This window comes from Agrobacterium sp. CCNWLW32 (assembly GCF_037083425.1).
GTDB classification, from domain to species: Bacteria; Pseudomonadota; Alphaproteobacteria; order Rhizobiales; family Rhizobiaceae; genus Agrobacterium; species Agrobacterium radiobacter.
Genome location: NZ_JBAOJM010000008.1, coordinates 20,072 through 44,680, shown reverse-complemented (window position 1 = coordinate 44,680; position 24,609 = coordinate 20,072). Strand labels below are relative to the sequence as shown.

Genomic DNA, 24,609 nt, shown 5'->3' with positions numbered 1-24,609 from the left:
GCGACGGATCGCGCCGATGCAGCAGCGGCGTTCATAAACGAGAGTGAAATTCGCGCCTGTGCCAGTAGGGGCAGCCAGCACCAGCCGGTGGCCCCGCCGACTTTACTTCACGAAAGTCTTGGTCAGGCCCGCAGTGCGGTCGACGATGAGAACGACGGCAAGGGTGAGCACGATCAAAAGAACGGAAATGGCCGCAACAAGCGGATCCGCTTGCGTTTCCACATGCTGATACATGGCGACGGGAAGCGTGGTGATGCGCGGGCCGGTGAGGAACAGCGAAATCACCGCTTCATCGAACGACACGAGAAAGGAAAGTGCGGCCGTCGCCACGACGCCCGGCGCGATCATCGGCATGGTCACGCGTCGGAAGACCGTGAGCGGCGATGCCCCGAGTGTCGAAGCAGCCTCCTCGAAGATCAGCGGCAGGCCCGCAAGCGAGGTGGTGAGGACGCGCAGCGCATAGGGCAGCACGATGATGAGATGCGCGATCACCAGACCAGTGAAGGTGGCGAGCAGGCCGGCGCCAGCGAAGACGATCAGGATCGCGAGGCCGAGCACGATGGTGGGCAGGAGCAGCGGAGCCGTGAAGAAGGCGAGAAGCGCATCCGCGCCGATCACCCGCATGCGCACGATGGCATAGGAGGCAGGCAGCGCGATCAGCATGGACAGCACGGTGACGATGACGGCGAGAAGGGTGCTGGTGCCGAGCGCCGCCATCATCTTGGAATTATGCATGAGTTCCACATACCAGCGCAGGCTCCAGCCGGAGGGCGGAAAGGCCATGTAGCTGTCGGCCGAAAACGAGATCGGCACGACGAGAACCACGGGCGCCAGCAGGAAAAGGAACATGATGAAGGCGACGATTTTCAGCGCCAGCGGAGCGGGACGTTCTTCCATCTTCGATCTCCTTTAAAGAATGGCCCGCAGAAGCCGGGAATAAAGCACCAGCGCCGCACCGAAGATCACGAGGATGATCATCGAAAGCGTCGCAGCGAGTGGCCAGTTGAGCGTCACGATGGCCTGATCGTAGATTTCCGTCGCCAGAAGGAAGACGCGCCCACCGCCGAGCAGCTTGGGGGTGATGAACGAACTGACCGCCAGAACGAAGGAGAGCAGGCAACCGAGCGCGACGCCGGGCATGGTGAGCGGCACGATGATCCGCCAGAACACCTTCCAGGGCGACGCGCCGAGTGTTTCGGCCGCTTCCTCGACACGTGGATCAAGCCTGCCGAAACCGGCAAGCAGCGCCAGGATCATATAGGGCATCAGGATTTCCGTGAGGCCGATGACGACGCCAACCTTGTTGAACAGCAACCGCACGCCGCTTTCGGCGCCGAGTGCGAAGAGGATGTTGTTGATGAGGCCGTCATCAGCAAGGATCGCGATCCAGCCATAGGTGCGCACCACGGCCGAGGTCAAAAGCGGCGAAATGACCAGCACCAGCAGCAGGGTTTTCCAACGGCCCTGCGCCCGGTGAAGGTAAAGGGCGATGGGATAGGAGGCGATGAGCGTGAGAATGGTGATCAGGAGACTGGTCAGGATGCTCTGGCCGATCAGTTCGATATAAAAACCATCGGTCAGCGTGGACGACCAGTTGTCGAGCGTGTGGGCTTCCCCGAGACCGCCGCCGCCGAGGCTTTCACGGAAGGAAAGCAAAAGCAGGTTGAAGACGGGCATCACGAAGGCAAGGCCATTGACCGCGATGATCGGCCCGAGAAGAAGCGTTGCGAGAAACACCATGGAGGATGTGCGGCTGCCGGGAGCCGTGATCATGACCGCCGCCGTCATTGGTCTGCTCCGAAGACCAGCGTGTCCTCCACGCGCCAGATGAGGCTGACCGCACTGCCGGCCGCAACCGGCGTTTCGCCGCCGGAGGTGGCGCGCTCCACCGACAATGTCTGTCCGCCTGCTGAGATCTCGTAGTGGAGGATATCACCGGCATAATAGACGTCACGAACCTCGCCGGTGATGCGGTTGACCGGCGCGCCATCGAAATCTGGCACGGCGTCATCAGCAACCGTCATAACCATGCGGTGCGGCCGCACCATAAGGTCGATCTTGCCATTGTGCGAACCGGGTGCCCGCAATACCGCATCGCCGACCGTGATGTGATCGCCGACCGCGTTTCCGACCAGTCTGTTGGTGCGGCCGACGAAGGAGGCGACGAAAGCCGTTGCCGGACGCTCGTAAAGATCATGCGGGGTGCCGAGCTGTTCCAGACGCCCGCCATTGAGGACGGCGACCTTGTCGCACATGCTGAGCGCCTCGACCTGATCATGCGTGACGAAGATGGAGGTAATGCCGAGCTGCTTCTGGATGCGGCGGATTTCCGAGCGCATCTCGTCGCGCAACTTGGCATCGAGATTGGAAAGAGGCTCATCGAACAGAAGGATGGAGGGCTGGATGACAAGCGCACGCGCCAGTGCGACGCGCTGCTGCTGGCCACCGGAAAGCTGGGCGGGACGGCGGTCCTCGCGCCCTTCCAGGTGGACCATGGCAATCGCCTCGCGGGCACGCCGTTCCGCTTCGGCGGCCGGCACCTTGCGCATTTCAAGTCCGAACATGACGTTCCTGAGGACCGTCATATGCGGGAAGAGCGCATAGCTCTGGAAAACAAGGCCAATGTCGCGCTTATAGGGTGCAAGCTGCGTCACGTCCTTGCCGTTGATCAGGATTGAACCTGACGTCACGGGTGCAAGACCGGCAATCATGCGCAGCGACGTCGACTTGCCGCAACCCGACGGACCGAGGAAGGCAACCAGCTCGCCCTTGGGTATCTCGAGGTTGAGATTATCCACGGCGACCATAGTCTCGTAGCGCTTGGTCAGTGAACGAATCGAGAGAAATCCTGGCTGCATGATGTCTGAAGTTCCCATTCTGGCTTTTTGCCTTTCTCCAGAACATGTCCCACCCCGGCGGGGTCTCGGACATGTCCTGTCCCTTGATCTATGCAATCACGGCGGAAATTCACCTGCGCTGTGCGCGGTGCTTTCCCTAACGCAGGCCCTCGAGCCACCTCACTCCTCCATCGACCCCAACACCGACGGAGGAAATGAGCCGAGGCCCATACCGTTTCCGCACCAGCCCGGAGGGATGCGGAAGTCTTGCCATTTTTCACGCCGGGCGCGAAAGCCTTAGCGGCTGAGCGGGATGACCTTGCGGCGCCAGTCCTGCGTGATCTGGTCGCGAACCTTCGAGAGGCCGATCCAGTCAACCGGGATAACCTTGTCCATCGCCTTGACGACCGTGCGATCACTCACATCGGCAGCGACCGTGGCCTTGGCGTTGGTCGGCGCATAATACATGGCGGCGGTAAAGGCGGCCTGGGCTTCCGGGCTCAGCGCATAGTCAACGAACTTGCGGGCCGCCTCGGACGATGGGCCGCCCTTGACGAGGTTGAGCGTGTTGATCTGCAGGATCGTGCCTTCTTTCGGCAGAACCACCTTCATCTTGCCCTTGGAACCATCGGCATTCACCTGGCTACGGGCGTTCCAGCCCACGCCCAGCGACACCTGGCCATTGACGACATTCGGATAGACTTCCGGCTTCGGTTCCCATGTCTGGATGTTCGGCGCCACTTCCGCCATGGCATTGATGCCGGCGTCGATATTCTTGATGAAATCGGTGCCACCATTCATGTGGTCCATGATGATGGTCGTGCCGATACCGACGATGTCAGGGGCGCTGAGCATGGCGACCTTGCCCTTGAAGGCGCTGTCTTTCAGGGCATTCCAGCTGTCCGGTGCGGTCTTGATCGCATCGGTGTTGTAGATGAGAACGAGGTTGTCGAAGGTCACGCCAACGCCGGCGACGCCCTCGAAGCGGGCGTTCGGATAGAGGTCGGCGACATTCTTCGTAACGCTTTCATCGATCTTGTCGAACAGGCCTTCATCCGTGCCGGTCTTGGCGACAGAAACATCCATCAGCGCAATATCGGCCTGCGGCGCAGCCTTCTGGGCGCGCAGCGAGCCGAGCATGGCGGCAGAACCCTGCTGCGGGAAATAATCGACCTTGATGTCAGGGTTGGCGGCCATGAAAGGCTCGATGACGGCCTTGGTGTAACGCTCCTGGAAAAGGCCGCTATAACCGAGGAACGTTACGGTCTGCTGGGCGTGCGCCGGCAGGGCGGCCGCGCCAAGCATGAGAATCCCACTCAGAAGTATCGTTTTCTTCATTGTCCTGTTCTCCTCTATTGTTATTGGGAGTGGCGAACTGATCCGCCACCCGTAAGATTGTGTCAGGCGCTGAGCTTGGCCTGGACGAATTTGTTGGCCCCGGAAATATCAGGCAGCTTCTCGCCGTTGCGCAGGCGTTCCAGAAGCACGAGTTCAGCTTCCTGCATGCCGATGGCGCGCTCCGCCATGGCGCGCGCCTGGCTCGGATGAAGGGCGACGACGCCGCTTTCATCGCACAGGATCGCATCGCCCGGATTGATCACCTGGCCGCCGACACTGATCGGAATGTTGATCGCACCTTCCAGACCAAGAATCTTGGTGGTGATCGGCGACGGGCCGCGGCACCACATGGGCATGTCGACCTTGGTGAACTCAGAGAAGTCAGTCGCCGGGCCATCAACGACGCCGGCTTTGACGCCAGCCATCTTCATCGTGTTGGTGATGACACCGCCCCAGCAGGCGTGGCGGGTATCACCGCAACGGTCGATGAGGACGATATCGCCCGGACGCACGAGTTGCGTCAGGTAGTGGAGCATGGTCGAATCCGCGTTCGGGATACGCAGGGTGACGGCGGTGCCCGCCACGCGCTTGCCCGGAAGAACGGCCCGGATTTCAGGATCGACAAAGCCGGAGTGAAGCACATGACCAATCGTTGCGACTTCGACCTTCTCAAGAAGCTCGATAATGTCGCCGCTGATCTGTTCCGGCATGGGGTTGACGATAAACATCAGGTCTTTCTCCGATCAGAGCACATGGTGGTTTGCCACCGGCACGTTGGCGCGCACCTTGGTCGAATAGTCGAAATCGAGGGCAGCCCCCGCTGTTCCGACAGTGTCAGAGCACTGGGCGACGATATGGCCCCAGGGATCGATGACCATGGAATGACCCCAGCAGGCCTTCTTGCCACCCGCGTGAGCGCCTATCTGGCCGACAGCGAGGAAATAAGTCTGGGTTTCGACGGCGCGGGCACGAGCCAGCACCTCCCAATGGTCCTTGCCTGTCATCAGCGTGAAGGCGGCTGGCAGAACGATGACATCGGCGCCCTTGTCCCGCAGGGCGCGGAACAGTTCCGGGAAGCGGATATCGTAGCAAATTCCGCAACCAACCGTCTTGTCACCGACCTTATAGGTCACGACCTCTTCGCCACGGGCCACGGAATCGGATTCGCGATAGCTGATGCCGTTCGGCGTATCGACGTCGAACAGGTGAATCTTGCGGTACCGGGCAATCTGCTTGCCATCAGGACCGAAAACGAGTGTCGAATTATAGAAGCGGTTGCCTTCCTTCTCGACGATGGAGCCGGCGTGCAGCGTGATCGCGTGCTTCTTTGCTAGCCCCGAAAGCAGCGTATAGATTTCACCACCGGGAAATTCCTCGCCGCTTTCATGCATCTCCTGAGGATTATCTCCAAGAAATGCAAAGTACTCAGGAAGAACAACAAGGTCTGGATTATCCGCCTTGACCGCCTTCTCAATCAAATCGGCAGCAACCTTAAGATTTTCTGCCTTGTCATTCTGGGTATTCATTTGAACAAGTGAGACTTTCACGTTGCTCTCCTCTCATGTTGCGAGGAGAATTAAGAACGGGAACTGTTTTCCTGACAAACGGAAAAACTCTATCGAAACCCATAAGATAAGCTTATGGATTAATCATTTTGCGCCGCAGCATAAAATTTAAGCCGCAGCGATCATCCATTGCGTGGTGGTTTCACTAACGATTTCCGTCGCCATGTCGGCGATGGCTCGGGCGAGCGCATTGTCGCCGCGCTCCTGGTAAACCGTGTGAAAGGTAAGGGGCGGCACCGGCGGCGTGATGTCGAGAATACGCGCTTCGCCCGATTTGATGATGCCGTCCACCAGCACGCGCGGCAGCGCGCCCACGCCAACGGCGGTCGCCACCAGCCGGGTCATGATCGACAGAGAATTGGAATTATAGATGCGGCTGTCGGACAATCCATGGGAATCGAGGAGCGCGCGCAATGCCTGGTGCGGCTGCGACCCGGTCGAGAAGGTAAGCAGCGGAAAATGCGCGATATCTTCGAGCGTGACACCCGTTTCCGGCAGCGGCAGCTCGACAGCGCCGACCCAGCAGGATTCGAAGGTACAGAGCGGTGAGTTGTAGATATCCGCCGCCATGATCGGCCCCATGATAAAACCGACATCCACCTCGCCGTTCTGGATGCGCTGGGAAAGTTTCAGGCTGGTATCGATGGTCAGATCGAGGCTGACACCGGGATATTGTTCGTTCATCCGGCGGATAAGCAGCGGCAGCCAGGCGTACACGATCGTATCCGCAGCACCGATGCGCACGGTGCCCCTCAACGCCTCCCGGTTACTGACGATCTGGCGGAACTCGCCGGTGAGGTTGACGATCTTTTCGGCATGCTGCAACGCCAGACGACCGGCGGGTGTCAGGTTGACGCAGCGCACATCGCGCGTGAACAGCACGACACCGAGCTCACGCTCCAGCGCGGCAATCCGGTTGGAGACCGACGCCTGCGTCGTGTGCAAACGTTCCGCAGCCGCCGAAAAGCTGCTCAATCGTGCTGCCCAGAGGAAAGTTTCGAGGAATCGCGTGTTCATGGGGTCCATCTCCTCGCATGGCTCCGCGATCCAGCTCTGCGTCTCTGGCTTCGTCTTGCCCTTGGCCTTTTTGGTTCAGGAGCCAGTATGTCCGATGCGCGCGCCGATAAGCAAGGGATCAACGCCGGCGCCTCCCTTTCTCATTGGGGTCGCGCCGGCGGTGCCATGCAGCTGCGAATGGAGAGCCCCTTCCGCGTCGAGGCAACAGTGGAACCGTCGCGGCCGCACGCCTTGCTCAATTCAGAAGGGGTCAATCCGCATATTCGGAGAGGACGGGATGCGGGCCGACAGACGCCCGCCATCCCTGCCGGTTCTAGTGTCCGCCCTTTGTGGTCGGCGCCGGCGTGTTGAGAAGCTGCTGCTCCCAGAGATAAGCGATGCCGCTGCCGCCGAAGTGCTGAATGAGAATCTCGGTCAGTTCCTCGACATGCTCGGTGCGCGCCCAATCGCGCTGCCATTCGCCAGCAAGCGCCATCACGGTCATCACGTTCGCGCCGGCAGCGATCATTCGCTGGATGGCAACTTCGTGAGACTCCTTCGAAATCCCGCCCGACGCGTCGGTGATCACGGTCACGTCCCAGCCTTCGCCGGCCGCCTGGATGACGGGCATTGCGACGCAGACCTCGGTCCAAAGGCCCGCGATGATCAGTTGCTTGCGGCCGGTCGCCTTGACGACGTTCACCACATTCTCGTCCTGCCAGGTGTTCACCCAGGTGCGGTCGATGACCTCCTGGCCGGGGAACACGTCGGTGATCTGCTTGAAGAGAAGGCCACCGCGCGCCGCGATCACGCTGGTGAGAACGGTCGGAACATTGAAAGCTTTAGCCAGCTTTGCCAGCGCGGTCGTGAGGTTGACCACAGCTTGCGGATCATGGCTGTTCAGGTTTGCTAACTGATAGGGCTGGTGATCGATCAGAACGAGGACCGAGTCTTCAGGACGGAGAAGCGAATCAAGGCCGTTACGAAAGGTCATGGGTTCATCCTATATTGGTGGTTTATTGAAGCGCGCTTGCGCAAAAGGCATGCACCCCCTTGGGCGTTGCCGCGGGACGAAACTTGTCATTCCCGTTTCTGATGCGGTAGTCCTTGTCCGTGCTAAGCTGTGTCGCAGAATGGGGAACGCTTGAATGGATATCGAAGATATCAGGACATTCGTCGAAGTTGCGGATGCGGGAGGCGTCACAGCGGCCGCGCTGCGGCTCGGTATCTCCAAATCGATGGTCAGCCGGCGGCTGGTGCGGCTTGAAGCGGAGCTTGGTGTCCAGCTTCTGGCCCGATCCACACGCGGTGCTTCCCTGACGGAGGAGGGCGCAACCTTCCGCGACTATGCGGCGAGGATTTCAGCCGAAATCGACGTCGCCAGAGAGACAATCCTTCCGGCTGGTGAGCTCCGTGGCCGCCTGCGGATTGCTGCGCCGCTTTCCTTCGGCCCAACGCATTTCGCGCTGGTGATTGCGCAGATGGCGCGCCGTCATCCTCAACTCCAGATACAGACCTGTTACACCGATCGTTTCGTGGACCTGATTGCAGAAGGATACGATTGTGCGATCCGGGTCGGCACCCTTCCAGACTCCAACCTCGTCGCCAGACGCGTCGGCCCCCTCTACGGCATTTTCGTCGCCAGCCCGGACTATATCGAGGTCCACGGCTCTCCGGAGACACCGGAGGAACTCGTGACCCATCAGGCTCTCATGCAGGGAACGGAAACCTGGCAGGTGATGGATGGCGACAAGGTGATAACTCTTCGCCCGCAGGGACGGTTCAAGGCCGATAACGGGGTCGCTCTTGCCGTCGCCGCAGCAGCCGGATTGGGGGTCGCCGTGCTGCCTTACGATCTCGTCAAAAATTATCTGGCCTCAGGCGAGCTTGTGCAGGTGATGAAACGTCATCCGCCGCCGCCGGCCGGGATATATGTCGTCAGACCGCCGGGGCAACATCCCGTCAGAAAAATCCGGGTTCTCACTGAAATGCTGATCGAATGCTTCGATCACGGCCCGGCGGCGGCGTCCCTCTCCAATGCCGGGGGAAGCCCCCCGGCAGCTGCCTGACCGGCACATTTTTCAGAGCCGTACGTCTGTCACACGGCCACGGGCTTTGGCAGGACCAGATCGCCGACCGTATATGTGTGGAACTCGCTTTTGGAGACGGTATCCAGTTTCCGGAATTTTTCGACGAATTGCGGATCGGAAAAGAACTCGTCGACATTGCCGGTTCCCTGAATGGCCTCGACATTAACGACCGTCTCTCCGTCGGTGCTTTTCGCAAGGCTGCTCCAGAGGAACCCTTCCTTTCGTTCGGCAACATAGTGAACGACATCCTGAATGATGGCGAAGGCTTCGTCCTGCTTTCCCGGATGGGCATGAATGACGTTGACAACAAAGGTCGTGGGAGCGGGCGAGTCCGCAAAAGCTGCGATAGGTTTCGTTTCCATGAATTATCTCCATTTGAAGCTTCGGGCCATTTCAGCCGCGACGACATCTGGATATCGGAAGGAAAATAGCGGATAAACGAGCTGCTATTCTCAACATACCGGACAAAAATTCCTTAATCACGACATCATGGACAAGCTCGGAACCCTCGGCATATTCATTCAGGTGGCGGAAGCGGGAAGCTTCGTGGCCGCCGGGCATCGTCTCGGCATCTCCGGATCCGCCGTCGGAAAAGCCATTGCACGTCTGGAGGAGGAGCTGGGCGTAAGACTGTTCAATCGCTCGACACGCAGCATGGCACTGACGGAGGACGGGAGTTTCTTCCTCGATACCTGCCGGCGCATCCAGTCGGAATATGAGACCGTGCAGGCGCAATTATCGAGATCGCAGGCCGTTCCGCGCGGGCAACTGCGTGTCAGCCTTCCGCTGGCAGGCATGTTGCTGATGCCGACGATATCCGCCTTCATGGAGGCATATCCCGAAATCAGCCTCGACCTTGATTTTACAGACCGTCTGGTTGACGTCATCGAAGAGGGATTCGACGCCGTCATCCGAACCGGCGAGATCAGGGACACACGGCTGATGAGCCGCAAGCTCGGCACGTTCAGGCACAGCATCGTGGCGGCGCCCGGCTACCTGGAGGCGCATGGCCGTCCGGAGATTCCGGAAGATCTTGTCCGGCACCGCTGTCTTCACCATCGCTTCGCCAATTCCGGAAAGCTTGAGCCGTGGCCCCTGGTTCGCGAAGGCCGCGAGATCAGGATCGATCTGCCGGTCGCCACCGTTGCGAGCACGCTGGAACCCCTGATCTACCTTGCGGAACGTTCATTCGGCATAACATGCCTGCCGTCATTCGCCGTGACGTCCGAAGTCGCTGACGGGAAACTGGTATCGCTGCTGGACGACTATATGGCCGACACAGGGACCTTCCGCGTCCTCTGGCCGACCAATCGATATCTTTCTCCAAAAGTCAGAGCATTTGTAGACTATATGGCCGCCAATCTTTTCACCCGGTGATAGCACCAACGGCAAAGGGCATAAAACGATGCGCAAGCGCTCAGTAAGCGCCGCGATAGTGATCCCTGATGAAGACGGGAAGATCGTTTGACGGCGGCGTAAAAGGCACCTGATACATCATGTCGCCGACAAAGCCGCGGTGATAGGTGCCATGATTGACGATATGCAGCACGATCTGCTCGCGGGTCATGACGCCTTCTCCTCCTCCGACAAATTCGAAATGAACGGCTTTCGCGAGATCCCCGTCTGACCAGGTATCGACCATATCGACATACCAGCGGTCCATTTCCTGAACGGCTTCCCATAATTCGCCAATTGCGGGCGTATGGTCGGTGTTGCGGGCGGTGTAGCTGTGTTTCTTTCCTTGTAGATGATGCCTGAAAATATCGTCCACCACATAAACGTGGTTCAGCGTATGCACCATGTTTCCGAACCGCGTCGGCCGCTGCCGAAGGGCTTCACCTTCCGGCAGGTCCATCACGCTTCTGAACGTCAACCCGTTCGCCCAGGCTTTGTAGCGTACCAGCATTTTCAAGGTATCTATTGCCGATGCGGTGGATGCGTGAACGGGGCTGAGCGGCGCAATATCCATGCTGAAACTCCTTCGTATTTTTGAACTTCAAAAACGATGATCGGGTTGATCCGGCGCTGTCGCGCCGGATCAGAAGCATTGTTGCCGGCCAACGATGAGAGGATGATCGGCACCTGTCCCGGATCGATAAATCCGGAGGCGAGGATCAGCGTGCCGTGGCCTTTTCCTGCAGAAGCCGGATAGCGAGATGCTGGAGCAGAATGATCGTCTTGGCATCGCGAATATCGCCGCGGGTGATCATGCGCATAGCCTCAGGCAAGGCGATTTCCAGCACATCGATGTCTTCGCCCTCGTCCGCTGAACCGCCGCCTGCCCCGACCTTATGTTTCTCGGCATATTCGCCATAGAAAAAGGCGAGATATTCCGTGACCGATCCGGGGCTCATATAGATATCGAACAGATGCGTAAGTTCGGAAACCTCATAACCGGTTTCCTCGATCAACTCCGCACGCATTCGCGTCGCCGGGTCTGCGCCTTCCAGCAACCCCGCCGGTGTCTCGATCAGCGATTCCAGACCGCCATTCAGGAGAACCGGCAACCGGAACTGACGGGTCAGCAGGACATTGTCGCTGGCAGGATTGTACAACAGGCATGTCGCCCCGTTGCCGCGATCATATGCCTCCCGGGTCTGCCGTTGCCAGCTTCCGTCCCTCAGCTGGAGTTCATATTCATACTTGGTCAGCCGCCCCCAATCATCGGCCAATACGCGCTCGGAAATAGGGCGGTAAACACTGCTATTCATCAAAGTCACCTCGTTTTCATCTGTCTTTCAAAGGCCGAGTAAACGGCCTTCGACATGCGTGCGCGTTTCGCCGCCGACCCATATCTGGCCGGCATCATCGCGGGTAAGGTAGATACGGCCATGGCGGCCAAGGCGCGTTCCCTGCGCCGCGACATAGTCTTCGCCAACCACGCCCGTTGCGAACAGCCATTGCGCCAATGAGGCGTTGAGGCTTCCGGTGACGGGGTCTTCAACGATGGCGCCCAGATGATCGCTGAAGAAAGCGCGAACCTCAAAAGCGGTCTCGCCGCCTTTCGCATGAGGGCCAACCACACCGATATCGATGTGATGGGTCCAGCTGCGGGCCGGGGTGATGCCAAGCACCTTTTCGGCCGACGCCAGCCTGATCCCCAGCCAGCCCGGACCATTGTCGATCCATGCCGCATCGATGATGTCGCAAGCCTCGATCCCCAAAAACTGCCGCGCATCTTCCAGCTCGGCGGGCGTCGGCGCGCCGGAACGGATAAGCGGCGGAGCTGCAAAAGAAAGCCGTCCATGCGAGCGCCGGATCGTGACCAGCCCGGCGCCGCATTCCTGAACAATCGCCGTTTCTTGCCCGGGCATGCCATTGGCGGAGAGCCAGGCATGGCAGCTGCCCAGTGTGGGATGCCCGGCAAAGGGCAACTCCCTGTCCAGCGAGAATATCCTGACCCGGTAATCAGCCTGCGGATGGGTGGGCCGTAGCAGGAAGGTGGTTTCGGAAAGGTTGAACCACCGCGTCATCAGCTGCATTTCATCCGTCGATAAGGCATCAGCACCGATGACGACCGCCAGCGGATTGCCGGAAAGCGGCCCGGAGCCGAATACATCGATCATATGGATAGCAAAACTCATGACATGGCTCTTTCAGTTGGGATTAATCGGCAACGCGGATGGTGGGACTGTCAGTTCTGCCAGAGAAGCAGTTTCAGCCCGGCGGCGGCAAATACCACGGAAAGCACGGATTCGATCCAGCGCCGCAATCTGGTATAGAGCGCAATCATCGAGGCGGTGGAAAAGAGAAGTGCATAGCTGCCGAACACGATAACGCCGAGAATGGCGCAGCCGCCAATGATCGCCGGCAACATGCCCGCAGGCGCGTCCTCGCGAAACCCCAGCGACATGATCGCTATCCAGGCCATGATGGCCTTCGGGTTTCCGATATGCATGAGAAGACCCTGCCGGTAGAGCGCCCGATAGCGCGGCGTCGCGCGCCCGGTATCCACACTCACAAAGTCGGAGACCGGCTTCATGGCCGACCTGCCCGCTCGAAAAGCCAGATACAGCAGGTAAACGCCGCCGAATATCTTGATGACGAAAAGCGCCTGGGTATAGGCGGCCAGCGCGGCCGACATGCCCGTCGCCGCCAGGATCGCCCAGAACAGCGAGCCGGTGATGACGCCAGCCGTCAAAGCAAGGGCGGGCAGACGGCCGTCACGCATCGCCGTTCCCATGATCGCCATGTTGCTCGGGCCCGGGCTGGCGGTGGCGACGATATAGGTGCCGTAAACGAGGGCGATCTGGCTGGCGATCATTCTGACTTTCTCCGGAAACAGGACAGGCCTCCCCAAGCACTATTGCTGGAGATCTCCGCGATGCACGATGTGGACCTTGTTGCCGTCAGGATCACGTAGATAGGCGCCGAAATAACCCTCTCCATAATGCGGACGCGGCCCCGGACCTCCTTCGTCCGTGCCGCCATGCGCAAGGCCGTCGGCATGGGCCACAGTCACCGCCTCTGTCGACGGCGCCAGAAAGGCAACCATGCCGCCGTTGCCAACCGTTGCCGGTTCGCCATTGAAGGGCTGATAGACATAAAAACGGGGCAACGGGGATTGCGCCCTCACCCAGCAAAGCGCCGCAGGCCCGCCATCAGGGGTCACGGTTCGCCGCTTCAGACCGAGCGGGGCAAGCACGGCGTCATAAAAGCGTTCCGCCCGCTCAAGATCACGCGTTCCGACGGTTACATGGCTGAACATTTGATCCTCTAAGCGCGCCGGCAGGATGGCAGGCCGGCCGCCGTAAAGTGTGGATATCAATCAGCCTCGTCATAGCCTATGTTACACTTGCTGTTTATTGAAATAGTGTAACGTGACACTTTTATCGAAGGTATGAACGTGCTGCTGCAATCCCCCTGGACTCCCCGTCTTGCAGACATTGAGGCGAATGCCGCAGAACGGCTGGTGCTTGCCCTCGCCGATGACATCATCGAGGGGCGGCTGGCGGGCGGTGACCGCCTGCCCGCCCATCGCGATCTCGCGTGGAAACTGGGGGTGGGCCTTGGCACGGTGACAAAAGCCTATTCCGTTCTGGAACGGCGCGGGCTGACACGCAGCGTCAAGGGCCGGGGAACATTCGTGGCGATCCGGGAGGCGCATAACGACCGGCAGATTGACCTCTCGTCCAACGCACCGCCGGCCACGCTCAACGCCCGCATTCTCGCAAAGACGCTGACGGGGATCGCGCGCAGGATCGATGCGGATCATATCAATCTTTATGCCCCGCCCGCGGGGCATCTGGAACACCGCCGCCTTCTGACCCGCTGGCTCGAAACGCAGGGTCTCACCATCGATCCCTCACATCTAGTGCTGACGAGCGGCGCCCGTCAGGCGCTGGCCCTGGCCATCGATCTAGCCTGCGGCCCCAAGGGCCTGCTCCTGACCGAACGGATCACCTATCCCGGCGCCATCGCGCTGGCCCGGCGGAAAGGTTACCGGATGCAGGGCGTCGAAATCGATGCCGAAGGCATGGTGCCGGAAGCGTTGGCGGCGGCGCTGGATGGCACCCCATCGAGTGACTGCACAGCAATCTATCTGACGCCGACCCTGCATAATCCGACAACCGTTACCATGGGGGCGGCGCGGCGGCAGGTCATTGCGGATATTTGCCGCCGGGCGGGGGTATGGATCATCGAGGACGGTGTTTATGCGGCATCCGCGGAAGCCTTGCCGCCGCTGACGTCATTGGCTCCTGAAATCTCGTTTCATGTGAACGGGCTCTCCAAGTCCCTTGGCCCCGGCTTGCAGATCGGCGTCCTTGCTTTACCAGCCGGTCTGCACGAAACCGCCGAAGACCTTCTGCAGGACATGCCGATGGCCCCATCCGCGCTCTCCTGCGCGGTGGTTGAGGACTGGCTGACCTCCGGCATCATCTCTTCGATCCAGCGCGATTTGCGCCACGAGGCCCAACGGCGCTCCAGCCTGGCCGTTTCCCTGCTCGGCACGAACCAGCTTGGCGCGCATCCCGATGCATACAACGTCTGGCTGCCAATGGAACACGACGCCGCCAATCGCTTCGCATTCGCCGCTGCGGCAATGCGCATCAAGTTGACCCCTCCGGAAGCCATGCTTGTTAATCCCGATGATCAGGCGAGCGGCATTCGCCTTTGCCTCGGCGGCCCGTCCTTCGACGATCTCACGGAAGCGCTGAAGCTTCTGGCCGGACTACTGAAACGCGGGGCTTGACGCCATCAGGAAACAAGCAACAGCACGAGATTTGAATGAAAGTGACCGTATATTATGAATGATCACCCGCCTATACCGGACCAGGATGCCTGGAACGCGTGGAGCCCTGCCCAGTTGTCACGGCGACTGGACGGTGTATCGAGGCCATGGTGCGTTGTTGGCGGTTGGGCTCTCGACCTGTGGCTGGGCAGCAAGACACGCGAGCATGATGATCTTGAGTTCACGGTCCTGCGTGAAGATTTGGGCATCTTTCGCCGGAAGCTGGGTTACATGGCGTTCTACACCGTCAACGATGGCGTTATCGAGCCGTTACCGGCGGATCGGGATCCGGCTCCCGAGATTTTCCAGATCTGGTGCTTCGATCGCGCTGCCGGATGCTGGCGCGCCGATATGATGATCGAGCCGGGAACGAATGACACCTGGGTTTACAAGAGAAATCCGGAAATGACGCGGCCCCGTATCGAAATGGTGTCGCTGAGCGCTGACGGCATTCCTCACCTTAATCCCTCCGCCGTGCTTCTGTTCAAGGCGAAGCACAGACGCACCAAGGATGAGGAAGACTTCGCAAGAGCCCAGCCAGGGTTACCTCTTTCGGAACGACAATGGCTCAAAGACTGCCTTAACCGCCTTCACCCGGGTCACGATTGGATACAGGCGCTGTGATCTCAGGCCGCCTTATTGTGGTCTCGTTCGAAATTCGAAAATAGCATTTCAGGTTCGAGGCGACTGAAATGCCCGCGTGATCCGTCGCAGCACCGCGTTCGCGTGATCGCCCGTGACCGCGGAAATCATTACCACATTCAGCTTTGAGAGCTGTGGGAGCAGGCCGTCCCTCACCTCACGCAGACCGGCAGGCGCAACACTTCGCGCCAGCAGTGCGACGCCGATCCCGGCTTCGGCAGCCGCCCCTACCGCCGTTGCCCCAGTTCCAACGAATACCTCCCGCCATGCGATGTCCGCCGCCTCCAGCGCCCGAAGGGCCATGGCCCGCAAATTGCAGGGTTCGGGTTGCAGCACCAGCGGCACCGGCGCGTTCGAAGGCAGATCAAAATCCGCGCTGCAATACCAGCCGAAGCTTTCCTGAAACAGCAGCTCGCCATCCCGGCGGATATCATCATGCCGCAACACGACGATCGCGTCGAGCTCGCCGGCATCGTAGAGTTCAAGCAGGGTCCGGGTGCCGGCCGTGCGCAGATGAAGCGTAACGCTCGTCTCGCGCTCGCTGATCACCCGGAGTATCCGAGGCAGGTCGGCTCCAATCAAATGATGCGTGAAACCGATCGCGAGACGGGTCGGCTCCTGCCCCAAGACATCAAGCGCACGGCGGCCGGCCGCGACATAAGCACGCGCGGGTTCCAGAAAGCGTTCGCCGGCCGTCGTCAAACGCACCCGGCGCGGCGTCCGTTCGACGAGGCGATGCCCCAGCATGTCCTCAAGCCGGCGCAGGCGCAGGGATATAGCGGCCTGTGATGTGTTCATCACCCCTGCAACCCGTGTGAACGACTGCAGTTCGGCAACAAGAAGAAAAGCCTCGACGGCCTCGGGATCCAATGAGCGCATGTTTCGCATAACAAGCTGTTATCGCTGAAATGTGCAAGCCCCTAATTCTATCTGATAGTCGCGAGCGCTATTGCACGAAAACCCATGATAGGAGCTTTTCGTGTCGTCACAGATTTCCTCGCCCACGCCCGCCACCGACAGCCGGATCTGGGCAGTCCTTGCCGTGGCAGTCGCGACGCAAACCGCGGGCTCGTTCGTATCGCAGGGAATTTACATTCTCGTGCCCTTCTGGCGGGAAGCATTCGGTATTTCCCTCGCATCCGCATCACTGGCCGTGACCGTCATGAACGGTGTTCAGATCGTGACGATGTTCACGCTCGGCCGCGCCATCGACATTCACGGCGAGCGCCGCATCGTCGGCATTGCCATGCTCGGCATGGCGCTCGCGATGGCTTGCGCGGCGGCATTCGCAAACAGCCTGCCCGCGCTGCTTTTGTGCATCGCATTTCTCGGCGGCACCTATGCTGCGGTCCAACCGGGCGGCACGCGGGCGATCATGCGCTGGTTCCCCCCCGCCAAACGTGGCATAGCGACAGGGTTTCGGCAGGCCGCGGTTCCTTTCGGAACCATGATCGCAGCCGCCCTCCTGCCATTCATGGCGGTCCGTTACGGCTGGCACGCGGCGGCATGGCTCTGCGCCGGTGTTTCCGTCCTGGGCGCCGTACTCTTCTGGGGCCTCTATCGCGAAGGAGGCGATGTCGCCGCTAAAACCGAGCGCCCGCTTCCCCTGGGAAAACTTATCCACGAGGTCGGGCGGAATTCGAGCTTCTGGCCCGTATTGCGGCTTGGTATCGCCATGTCGGCATTTCAATTCACCCTCACCGCACACATCATCGGCTTCATGGCGGATGGGCTGGGGCTTGGCCTCTTTGCCGCATCGTCCATGTTTGCCGCAACACAGCTTGCCGGCATTCCCGGCCGGATTCTGCTGCCATGGCTCAGTGACCGCTTCCGACCCGGACTGCGCACCCAATCGTTCGGCCTGGTATCCGTTATTGCCGCAGGCGCTGCCGCAATCCTCGCGGCTCTCCCCATCGGCACTGCGCCAACCATTGTCCTCTTCGTGCTCGCCGTGCTCGGAATATTCGGGATCGGGTGGTTTCCGCTTTACCTTCTGCAAATCGCCGAAAGTGCGCCGAAAGGTTCGATAGCATCGACAATTGCCTTCGCTTCCACCATCTGTTTGGGGGTCATGGCAATCGGCCCCTACATATTCGGTCTTCTGGTCGATCATTTCGGCTATGGGGCGGCATGGTCCGCACTGATCATGCCTGTCGTTGTGACAGCGCTGCCCCTGGCAATCTCATCGCCGCGCCTGCCGAAGGCTCAAATCGGCTCCTCATGAAACGGGAGAGGCGCGGCGGCAATCGAGTGACATCTACCGTCTGGGAAACCTATGCGGCCGCCGCCTCGACACCCTGTTCGAAGTCGTGCAGATGAAGGGAGATTTCAAAGCCCCGGCGTTTCAGCCAATGGGCAACAACACGCGCGCGGGCGCCCAGCAGATCATCCACCAGAATGACCCGTGCTCCGCGCACGGCAATGGTGCGATAGGCAACGCCGAGAAGCTGGCCGCCTTCCGAGGAAATCGAACCTTTAAGGTGGGAGGCTGCGAATTCTTCCGGTGTTCTCACATCGAGAAAATAGGTCGTTCGCGCCGTGTCCCGCAGCCATGTCTCGGCCGTGGCGCGATCGATGAACTGCAGGTCGTCTTGCCGGGAGAAGGTCTCCAGACGCGCCTTCGCGATATTTTTCGCATCATCGCTGGCGGGCGGATATGTTTGCGAACGCCCCGTTTCCAGCTCAAACCCGTCATCCGTCCAGCCGCGCGTGCCATCGTGCAAATAGCTGACATCGTTTTCAACACCGGCGTCGATCAATGTCTGCGCCCCGAGGATTGCGCGGGGAAGGCCCGCGCAGGAGACGACAACCCTTTTGTCGGGTGACGGCACGAGGTCGGAAAAACGCAGCAGAAGTTCGGCACCGGGTACGCCGATGGCGCCCGGCACATGCGCCTTTTCATATTCCGCTATTGTGCGGGTGTCGATGACGACAACATCCTCGCCGGCTTCCTGCCACGCCTTCAGTTCACGGGCGAAAACCACTGGCGTGTTCTTTTCGCTTCTCACCTTCTGGACGAAAGGAACGCCGGGAATATCGAATGTCGGCAAGGCGTCAAGGCCGCCCTCGATCCATGCCGGAATTCCGCCGCGCAGAAAGTGAATATCGCTCCAGCCCCTGGCGGCAAGCCGCTCCGCCCCCTGCTCTGCGCTTCCCTTGCCATCATCCACCAGAACGGTTCGCACGACAGGGCGCGGAATGAAACGGTCGATTTCCGCATCCAGCCTTTCAGCCGGAAGGTTGGTCGCAAACAATGGGGAAGCATATCCCACCTCTTCTGTGGGGCGAATGTCGAGAACGGCAAGTTCCTTGCCATCTGTCAGCCACTCGATGAGGCGGTCTTTGGTTACAGCATTTACGGACATTGCATATTCTCCTGACAAATTCTGGTTTCCACATCGGGTTTCAAGCGGTCGGATCGAGCCATAGGTCGCCGAAACTCCAGTTCAGCCCCTGCGCGCCGGTGACGTAGTTCCTGACGCGCCTGTGCGCCACGATCTGGCTTCCCGCCGCCACAAGATCGACGGAGGCGACGTCGTCATGGATGAGATGCTGGAACCTGCTCCAGGTCACCCAGCGCTTCTTCGCATCGGGCTCGATGGCCGCCGCCTCCAGAAGCGCATCCGCCTCCGGATTGGCGTAGTTGGCCGCGTTGGAAAAGGGTAGTCCGATCTTGAAATTCTTGCTCCAATAGGCCCGCTGGATGCCGAGCGACGGATCGAACGTGTTGGAAAGGGATTCCACAACCAGATCAAAGGCGCGGTCCGTGTAGACCGTCTTCAGATAGGTCGGCAGGTCGTATTTGCGGATTTCGACGGCAATGCCGATCTTTTCAAGCTGGCTGCGAAGGACGTCGGCAAAGCCGGGCGTCAGATAGGAATTGTAGGTCAACCGCACGGGAAAACGTTTGCCGTCTTCCTTGCGGGGATATCCCGCCGCATCGAGCAATTTTTCCGCTTCCCTGGGATCATAGGCATGGGCCTTGACGGATGCGTCATACCAGTTCGGCAGGGCGGTGCTGACGGGGCTCGGCGATATCTGCGCATAACCGAAGAGCGCCACATTGACGATTTCATCGAGGTTGATCGCCTTCGCAATGGCCAGGCGGACATCTTTCTTGCGGAAGATTTCATTATCGTAGTTGAAGAACAGCTGCTGCTGCGGCCCCGCATAAGCATAGGTGTTCGTGTCCAGGACGAGATCAGGGTTCTGCTTCAATCGCTCAAGGTCTGCCAGCGGCACCGGGTTGTCGCCAATATCGACTTCCCCCGTCTCCAGCGCCACCGTCCGCGCGGCCGGGTCGGTGATGATGCGCAGAATGATGCGATCGAGATAAGGTTTGCCGGCATCCCAATAGTCGGGGTTTCTATCGAAGATCAGATGACTGCCCGGCGTCCACTCCGTCAGCCTGAAAGGACCGGTGCCAATCGCGGTCTGCAATGTCTGACCATCGGCCGGTTTCAGCTTTTCGAAAATATGCTTCGGCACGATCGGCGATTCCGAACTCGATTGCGCGGCAATCAGAAACGGCGCCGGTTTGGACAGCACGATAATGGCGGTCAGGGGATCCGGCGTCTCCACCGCCTCGACGTTCTGGTAGGTAATGCGGCCGCGCGGATGGGCTTCCTTCAGACGGAAAATCGAAAAGGCAACGTCTTCCGAGGTAAAATCCTCACCGTCATGCCATTTCACATTCGGCCGGAGTTTGAACGTATAGCGCAGGTGATCATCCGAAACGGACCATTCCGTTGCCAGCAAGGGCCGCGGATTGAGGTCGAAATCGAATGTCAGAAGACCTTCAACGATCTTCGGGCCGATCGCCTGCCCCGTGCCTGACGATGTGTTGATGGCGAAAAGTGCGTTGCCGGGATCGACACGATAGAGCAGCTTGAGCGTGCCGCCGGAGACGGGCCGGCTCGCATCGTCACTTGCGGCGAATACCGAACCCGGCAGGGCCGTTCCTGCCGTTGCCAGAAGAAGCATCTTGTTGAACTGGCGGCGTCCTATCGTCATGAAAATCCCCGTTTGAAAACGTCGTTTCGATAGTGAAAGCATCGGGGCAAAGTGGCATGTTCTTAAGAAGAAAATTCTTCTCGACCATCAAAGAAAACATTTCTTGCAGAATTTTATTCCAATACGTATGCAGCCAGGCACCAAAATTTGTGCTGAATAATTGCGCTACCTTGGACCGCCGTTGCGTTTCTTCCCAACATGGCGAGATAAAAGGAAATCTCGACAGCACGACTCCCGGACGTCTTATGGAAATGTTGTTTCCCTGAAAAATCGCCAATGAGTAAGACATTGCTCGGCACAGGCACCGGCAAAGCATATCAAGTGGAAGGCATCTCAACCTTTCCGACCTTCATCCGGGCCTGCCCCCACTCCCAACATTACGGAGCTACACACGATGACCCTCTCCAGTCCGATCACCAAACTGGAAATCCCGCAGCAGCGTGTTGAGGCCCGCTACGGAACACAGGCCGATTTTTCTCCGCCTTTCTGGAATGACACGATCGACGCCTTGCTGAACCATCGCACCGCCCGCGCCTATCTGCCGAAAGCTCTGCCGGAGGGCAGCCTGGAACTTCTGGTCGCAGCCGCACAATCTGCGCCCACATCCTCCAATCTTCAGGCGTGGAGCGTGGTGGCGGTGCAGGACAAGGAGCGCAAGGCACGTCTGGCGGGCTTCACGGGCGGCAACGCCCATATAAAGGATGCACCTGTTTTCCTCATCTGGCTTATCGACCTGAAGCGGCTGCGAACGGTCGCTTCCAACCACGGCAACAGCGGAGAAGGGCTGGATTATCTGGAAAGCTTCCTGATCGGCGCCATCGATGCGGCGCTGGCCGCGCAGAACGCCGTTGCCGCAATCGATTCACTCGGTCTCGGCTCCTGCTACGTTGGCGGCATTCGCAACAGGCCGGAAGACGTATCCCGCGAACTGAACCTGCCTCCCGAAACGATTGCCGTCTTTGGCCTCACCGTGGGTTATCCAGACCCGGCCGTGAAAACCGACGTCAAACCGCGCCTGCCCCAGTCATCCATCTTGTTTCATGAAACCTATTCGGAGGCCGCACGGGATGATCTTGATTCCTATGACGCGGTCTTGAAGACGTTTCAGGAAAAACAGGGCCTGCCGCAAAACGGCTGGACAGCACCCATTTCCCAGCGTGTCGAGAACGCCGCCGCGCTCAAAGGCCGCGCGGAACTGAGCCAGACATTGCGCCGTCTCGGTTTCGGCATCAAATAAACTGTGTTGCAGCTGCCCGCATCGAACGCAGACGCGCGCCTGGCTCGGCGATAACGGACCGCCTGCCAGGGGCAGCGCAATCTCTCCCGAAATCGCCGATTTCGGGAACTGATTTTCTACAAAATTAGTAGATATAGAATGACCGGTCTTCCTTCAAACTGCTCGCAGGCTTTACGATCTGTCCCAGAGTGCTTTTGAACCGTGTGTTACCGCGATCCTCAATTGCTATCCGCACAGAGCGCCGAACCTATCAGCAGCCAAGCTCTCCGGGAAATCCGGAGCGCGAAAAAGACAAGACGAGAAACGACAGATGCCACGTTACGTTATCATCGGCGCCGGTGCGGTGGGCGCGAGCCTTGCAGCGCAGTTCGCACTCTCAGGCATTGACTATGCGCTTTTCGGACGGGGCGCCCAGATCAGCCATATCAGGCAGCATGGCCTCACCTTTCAGCGCCCCTCGGAGACGCGGCAGATCGATTTGAGGGTTTTCGACCTGACAGATATTCCGGAATTGACGCCGGATGATGTCCTCCTGCTCACCGTGAAAGCGCAGGATGCCGTCAGCGCGCTCGCCTTCTGGTCCTGGCAAAGCATCTCGAACACAACGACACCGGCGGCGGCAAATCTTCCGATCGTAACTTTTCAAAATGGACTGGCGACCGAAGCAAATGCCCTGAGAACATTTTCCAGGGTCTATGGCGCAAGCATTCTGACCCCGGCGCGGTTCACCGAAACCGGCAAGGTGGTGGTTGGCGGCGAGCCGCAATTGGGCATCGTGACAGTCGGGCGCTTTCCGCTCGGACAGGATGACGTGACCGCGCAGGTCACGGCAGACCTGAACAGGGCGGGATATCTTGCCGAGCCAAGCGACGATATCCGCCGATGGAAAGCAGCAAAGCTCCTTCACAACGTTCGCAATGCCCTGGAACTGTTCGACGGTCCGGCCGATCTGAACGACAGGATCAGCGCGGCGCTGGTGGATGAGGCGCGACATGTGCTGGAAGCGGCAGGCTACACCCTTGCCTCGCCCTCCGAGCGAAGCCTCGACATCTCGAACTGGCGGGTTGCGCCGAACAGCGGGATTCATCCGGGCCAGCAATCGACCTGGCAGAGCTTCAGGCGCGGAGCCTCGAGCGAAGTGGATTTCCTCAATGGCGAAATCGTTCTGCTGGGCCGGATTCACGGCGTTCCGACGCCCTATAACGAAGCCGTGCAAACGCTTGCCGGAAAGCTGGCACATCAGGGCGGGTTTTCAAAGCCGCTGCCGCTCGATGCGATCACGTCTCTCATCGCCGCCCCGGACCGGGCGGCGCATGCCAGTCCTGCCGTCACTTCATGACCGGCAATCCGTATCAGCGCGACTTTTGAAACGACAGTGTGAAACGATAATGCGAGAAGCCATATCAGACCATATCCTCACCGCCGCTGGCACACTCTTCTATCGCGAGGGCATCCGGGCTGTCGGCATAGATCGTATCATCGAAGAAGCGAATGTGGCGAAGGCGACGCTCTATCGGCATTTCCCGTCGAAGGATCATCTCGTTGCAGCCTATCTGGAGGCGCGTCACGAGCGGGTAATCCATTCGCTCCATAAAGTGCTGGATGCCGACATGACTCCGAAGGAGCAAATCCGGTTGATCTTCGAGCAACTCCACGAAAAGGCCGATAGCCCGGATTTTCGCGGCTGCGCCTTCGCTCTTGCGGTTGCGGAACATGGCGAGTCCGAACGCGTCGTGGTCGTTGCGCGTGCCCATAAGGCGAAGGTCAGGGACGTGTTTGCCGCTGTCCTGGCAAGAGCCGGCAGCACGGTGGAGATTGCCTCTGCCCATCTGTCGCTTCTCTACGAAGGGGCACTGGCAACCGTCGCCGTCAGACGCGATCCCAAAGCAGTGCTGATTGCGCGAGACTGTGCTCTCTCCGTCTTCGACACGGCCGCCGCCTCCACCAATCAACCCAACTGAAAGCAGCAGACAATGACAAAGACGATCGATTATTTTTTCAGCATCGGCTCCCCCTGGGCCTTCATCGGTCTTGAACCGTTTGCTGTGCTGGCGAAAGAACAGGGTGCCACGATCCGCCCTCATGTCATTCCGCTGATCGAGGAGAACGGCGGCATTTATTCACGAAACCGCCCGGAGGCCAGACGCGCCTACTGGATCAGGGATCTGAAGCGCTGGGCGGCATTGCGCGGAAAAGTGCTCAATTTCGACAATCGCGCCGCTCTCTCGGATCCCGCACCCGCCGGCCTGATAGTCGCGGCGGCGATCGAGACAGGCGATGACTGGCTCAAGCTGGCAGCTGCGCTTCAGGAGGCCTTCTGGGTTCGTGGTGAAGACATCGGCAACGCAGATGTCCGAGGGGCCATTGCGACAGCCGCAGGCTTTGATGCTGCAGCGCTCGACAACCACGGCCAAAGCGATGCGGTTGCGGCATTGCAAAAGGCCAGCTTCGAAGCCGCCAGGACAGCCGGCGTGTTCGGCGTGCCAACCTATCGCTATCAGGATGAACTCTACTGGGGGCAGGATAGCCTTCCATTCCTAGAGTGTCATCTCAGGGGCGAAAAGCTCGCCGCCTGATATCACCGCCAGATGGCGGAGACAGTCTGGCGTTCCGCCGGGCGCGCGCTTCGCCTTCAACGTTTGTAAGTCTGCCGTGGCAT

General features: G+C 59.6%; 26 protein-coding genes. 9 read left to right on the top strand and 17 right to left on the bottom strand.

Features of this window, described 5'->3' with window-relative positions:
• Positions 1 to 102 precede the first annotated feature (102 nt).
• From V6R85_RS17170 to V6R85_RS17135, 8 genes are all read right to left on the bottom strand, one after another.
• Positions 103 to 897 (bottom strand): ABC transporter permease, encoded by a 795-nt coding sequence (locus V6R85_RS17170; protein ID WP_020010154.1) that lies wholly within the window; start codon positions 895 to 897, stop codon positions 103 to 105.
• Positions 898 to 909: 12 nt separating this feature from the next.
• Positions 910 to 1,788: an ABC transporter permease gene (locus tag V6R85_RS17165; RefSeq protein WP_020010153.1), complete on the bottom strand. Its 879-nt coding sequence runs from the start codon at positions 1,786 to 1,788 to the stop codon at positions 910 to 912.
• Positions 1,785 to 2,858 carry an ABC transporter ATP-binding protein gene (locus V6R85_RS17160; protein WP_020813037.1) on the bottom strand — a complete coding sequence of 358 codons (1,074 nt, stop codon included), beginning with the start codon at positions 2,856 to 2,858 and terminating at the stop codon, positions 1,785 to 1,787. The genes V6R85_RS17165 and V6R85_RS17160 overlap by 4 nt, the downstream gene beginning before the upstream one ends.
• A gap of 276 nt (positions 2,859 to 3,134) precedes the next feature.
• Entirely contained in the window at positions 3,135 to 4,175 is a 1,041-nt protein-coding gene (locus V6R85_RS17155; protein ID WP_111792882.1) for an ABC transporter substrate-binding protein, read from the bottom strand.
• 62 nt (positions 4,176 to 4,237) lie between these two features.
• Positions 4,238 to 4,903 (bottom strand): RraA family protein, encoded by a 666-nt coding sequence (locus V6R85_RS17150; RefSeq protein ID WP_003504292.1) that lies wholly within the window; start codon positions 4,901 to 4,903, stop codon positions 4,238 to 4,240.
• Positions 4,904 to 4,918: 15 nt separating this feature from the next.
• Positions 4,919 to 5,722 carry a carbon-nitrogen hydrolase family protein gene (locus V6R85_RS17145; RefSeq protein ID WP_020813039.1) on the bottom strand — a complete coding sequence of 268 codons (804 nt, stop codon included), beginning with the start codon at positions 5,720 to 5,722 and terminating at the stop codon, positions 4,919 to 4,921.
• Between the two features lie 126 nt (positions 5,723 to 5,848).
• On the bottom strand, positions 5,849 to 6,757 hold the full coding sequence (locus tag V6R85_RS17140) for a LysR family transcriptional regulator (protein ID WP_020813040.1): 909 nt from the start codon (positions 6,755 to 6,757) through the stop codon (positions 5,849 to 5,851).
• Between the two features lie 313 nt (positions 6,758 to 7,070).
• The gene (locus V6R85_RS17135; protein ID WP_020813041.1) at positions 7,071 to 7,730 is read right to left on the bottom strand and encodes a hydrolase; all 660 of its coding nucleotides are present in this window, start codon (positions 7,728 to 7,730) and stop codon (positions 7,071 to 7,073) included.
• Positions 7,731 to 7,884: 154 nt separating this feature from the next.
• On the opposite strand from V6R85_RS17135, the gene V6R85_RS17130 reads away from it, so the two are divergent.
• A complete protein-coding gene (locus V6R85_RS17130; protein WP_003504282.1) occupies positions 7,885 to 8,805 on the top strand; it encodes a LysR family transcriptional regulator in 921 nt (306 codons plus the stop codon).
• A 29-nt stretch (positions 8,806 to 8,834) separates the two neighbouring features.
• Here V6R85_RS17130 and V6R85_RS17125 read toward each other — a convergent pair whose 3' ends face one another.
• The gene (locus V6R85_RS17125; protein WP_020813042.1) at positions 8,835 to 9,188 is read right to left on the bottom strand and encodes an antibiotic biosynthesis monooxygenase; all 354 of its coding nucleotides are present in this window, start codon (positions 9,186 to 9,188) and stop codon (positions 8,835 to 8,837) included.
• Positions 9,189 to 9,315: 127 nt separating this feature from the next.
• On the opposite strand from V6R85_RS17125, the gene V6R85_RS17120 reads away from it, so the two are divergent.
• Entirely contained in the window at positions 9,316 to 10,203 is an 888-nt protein-coding gene (locus V6R85_RS17120; protein WP_003504277.1) for a LysR family transcriptional regulator, read from the top strand.
• Positions 10,204 to 10,243: 40 nt separating this feature from the next.
• Here the strand turns inward: V6R85_RS17120 and V6R85_RS17115 are convergent, their stop codons facing one another.
• The 5 genes from V6R85_RS17115 to V6R85_RS17095 all read right to left on the bottom strand — a co-directional run bounded on the left by V6R85_RS17115 (position 10,244) and on the right by V6R85_RS17095 (position 13,534).
• On the bottom strand, positions 10,244 to 10,795 hold the full coding sequence (locus tag V6R85_RS17115) for a DinB family protein (RefSeq protein WP_003504276.1): 552 nt from the start codon (positions 10,793 to 10,795) through the stop codon (positions 10,244 to 10,246).
• 145 nt (positions 10,796 to 10,940) lie between these two features.
• Positions 10,941 to 11,537, bottom strand: a complete 597-nt coding sequence (locus V6R85_RS17110) for an NUDIX domain-containing protein (RefSeq protein ID WP_020813043.1) — start codon at positions 11,535 to 11,537, stop codon at positions 10,941 to 10,943.
• Between the two features lie 27 nt (positions 11,538 to 11,564).
• Positions 11,565 to 12,410 carry a PhzF family phenazine biosynthesis protein gene (locus V6R85_RS17105; protein ID WP_020813044.1) on the bottom strand — a complete coding sequence of 282 codons (846 nt, stop codon included), beginning with the start codon at positions 12,408 to 12,410 and terminating at the stop codon, positions 11,565 to 11,567.
• 50 nt (positions 12,411 to 12,460) lie between these two features.
• Complete coding sequence (locus tag V6R85_RS17100) at positions 12,461 to 13,090, bottom strand: LysE family translocator (protein WP_020813045.1); 630 nt, start codon at positions 13,088 to 13,090, stop codon at positions 12,461 to 12,463.
• Between the two features lie 39 nt (positions 13,091 to 13,129).
• Positions 13,130 to 13,534 carry a VOC family protein gene (locus V6R85_RS17095; protein WP_031234481.1) on the bottom strand — a complete coding sequence of 135 codons (405 nt, stop codon included), beginning with the start codon at positions 13,532 to 13,534 and terminating at the stop codon, positions 13,130 to 13,132.
• Positions 13,535 to 13,666: 132 nt separating this feature from the next.
• Between V6R85_RS17095 and V6R85_RS17090 the strand changes: the two genes are divergently transcribed.
• On the top strand, positions 13,667 to 15,019 hold the full coding sequence (locus V6R85_RS17090; RefSeq protein ID WP_162690429.1) for an aminotransferase-like domain-containing protein: 1,353 nt from the start codon (positions 13,667 to 13,669) through the stop codon (positions 15,017 to 15,019).
• Between the two features lie 54 nt (positions 15,020 to 15,073).
• On the top strand, positions 15,074 to 15,682 hold the full coding sequence (locus V6R85_RS17085; protein WP_003504267.1) for a nucleotidyltransferase domain-containing protein: 609 nt from the start codon (positions 15,074 to 15,076) through the stop codon (positions 15,680 to 15,682).
• Positions 15,683 to 15,730: 48 nt separating this feature from the next.
• On the opposite strand, the gene V6R85_RS17080 is transcribed toward V6R85_RS17085, so the two are convergent.
• Positions 15,731 to 16,588 carry a LysR family transcriptional regulator gene (locus V6R85_RS17080; protein WP_336377089.1) on the bottom strand — a complete coding sequence of 286 codons (858 nt, stop codon included), beginning with the start codon at positions 16,586 to 16,588 and terminating at the stop codon, positions 15,731 to 15,733.
• Positions 16,589 to 16,679: 91 nt separating this feature from the next.
• Between V6R85_RS17080 and V6R85_RS17075 the strand changes: the two genes are divergently transcribed.
• Positions 16,680 to 17,924: an MFS transporter gene (locus V6R85_RS17075; protein WP_020813049.1), complete on the top strand. Its 1,245-nt coding sequence runs from the start codon at positions 16,680 to 16,682 to the stop codon at positions 17,922 to 17,924.
• Between the two features lie 49 nt (positions 17,925 to 17,973).
• Here the strand turns inward: V6R85_RS17075 and V6R85_RS17070 are convergent, their stop codons facing one another.
• Both V6R85_RS17070 and V6R85_RS17065 read right to left on the bottom strand, forming a co-directional pair.
• Complete coding sequence (locus V6R85_RS17070; protein ID WP_020813050.1) at positions 17,974 to 19,065, bottom strand: rhodanese-like domain-containing protein; 1,092 nt, start codon at positions 19,063 to 19,065, stop codon at positions 17,974 to 17,976.
• A gap of 40 nt (positions 19,066 to 19,105) precedes the next feature.
• On the bottom strand, positions 19,106 to 20,713 hold the full coding sequence (locus V6R85_RS17065) for an ABC transporter substrate-binding protein (protein ID WP_336377088.1): 1,608 nt from the start codon (positions 20,711 to 20,713) through the stop codon (positions 19,106 to 19,108).
• 394 nt (positions 20,714 to 21,107) lie between these two features.
• Here V6R85_RS17065 and V6R85_RS17060 point away from each other — a divergent pair, with 394 nt between their 5' ends.
• The 4 genes from V6R85_RS17060 to V6R85_RS17045 all read left to right on the top strand — a co-directional run bounded on the left by V6R85_RS17060 (position 21,108) and on the right by V6R85_RS17045 (position 24,526).
• Positions 21,108 to 21,950: an NADPH-dependent oxidoreductase gene (locus tag V6R85_RS17060; RefSeq protein WP_003504257.1), complete on the top strand. Its 843-nt coding sequence runs from the start codon at positions 21,108 to 21,110 to the stop codon at positions 21,948 to 21,950.
• Between the two features lie 310 nt (positions 21,951 to 22,260).
• Entirely contained in the window at positions 22,261 to 23,289 is a 1,029-nt protein-coding gene (locus V6R85_RS17055; RefSeq protein WP_003504255.1) for a ketopantoate reductase family protein, read from the top strand.
• 49 nt (positions 23,290 to 23,338) lie between these two features.
• Positions 23,339 to 23,911, top strand: a complete 573-nt coding sequence (locus V6R85_RS17050) for a TetR/AcrR family transcriptional regulator (RefSeq protein WP_020813052.1) — start codon at positions 23,339 to 23,341, stop codon at positions 23,909 to 23,911.
• 12 nt (positions 23,912 to 23,923) lie between these two features.
• Positions 23,924 to 24,526, top strand: a complete 603-nt coding sequence (locus V6R85_RS17045) for a 2-hydroxychromene-2-carboxylate isomerase (RefSeq protein WP_111792876.1) — start codon at positions 23,924 to 23,926, stop codon at positions 24,524 to 24,526.
• Positions 24,527 to 24,609 lie beyond the last annotated feature (83 nt).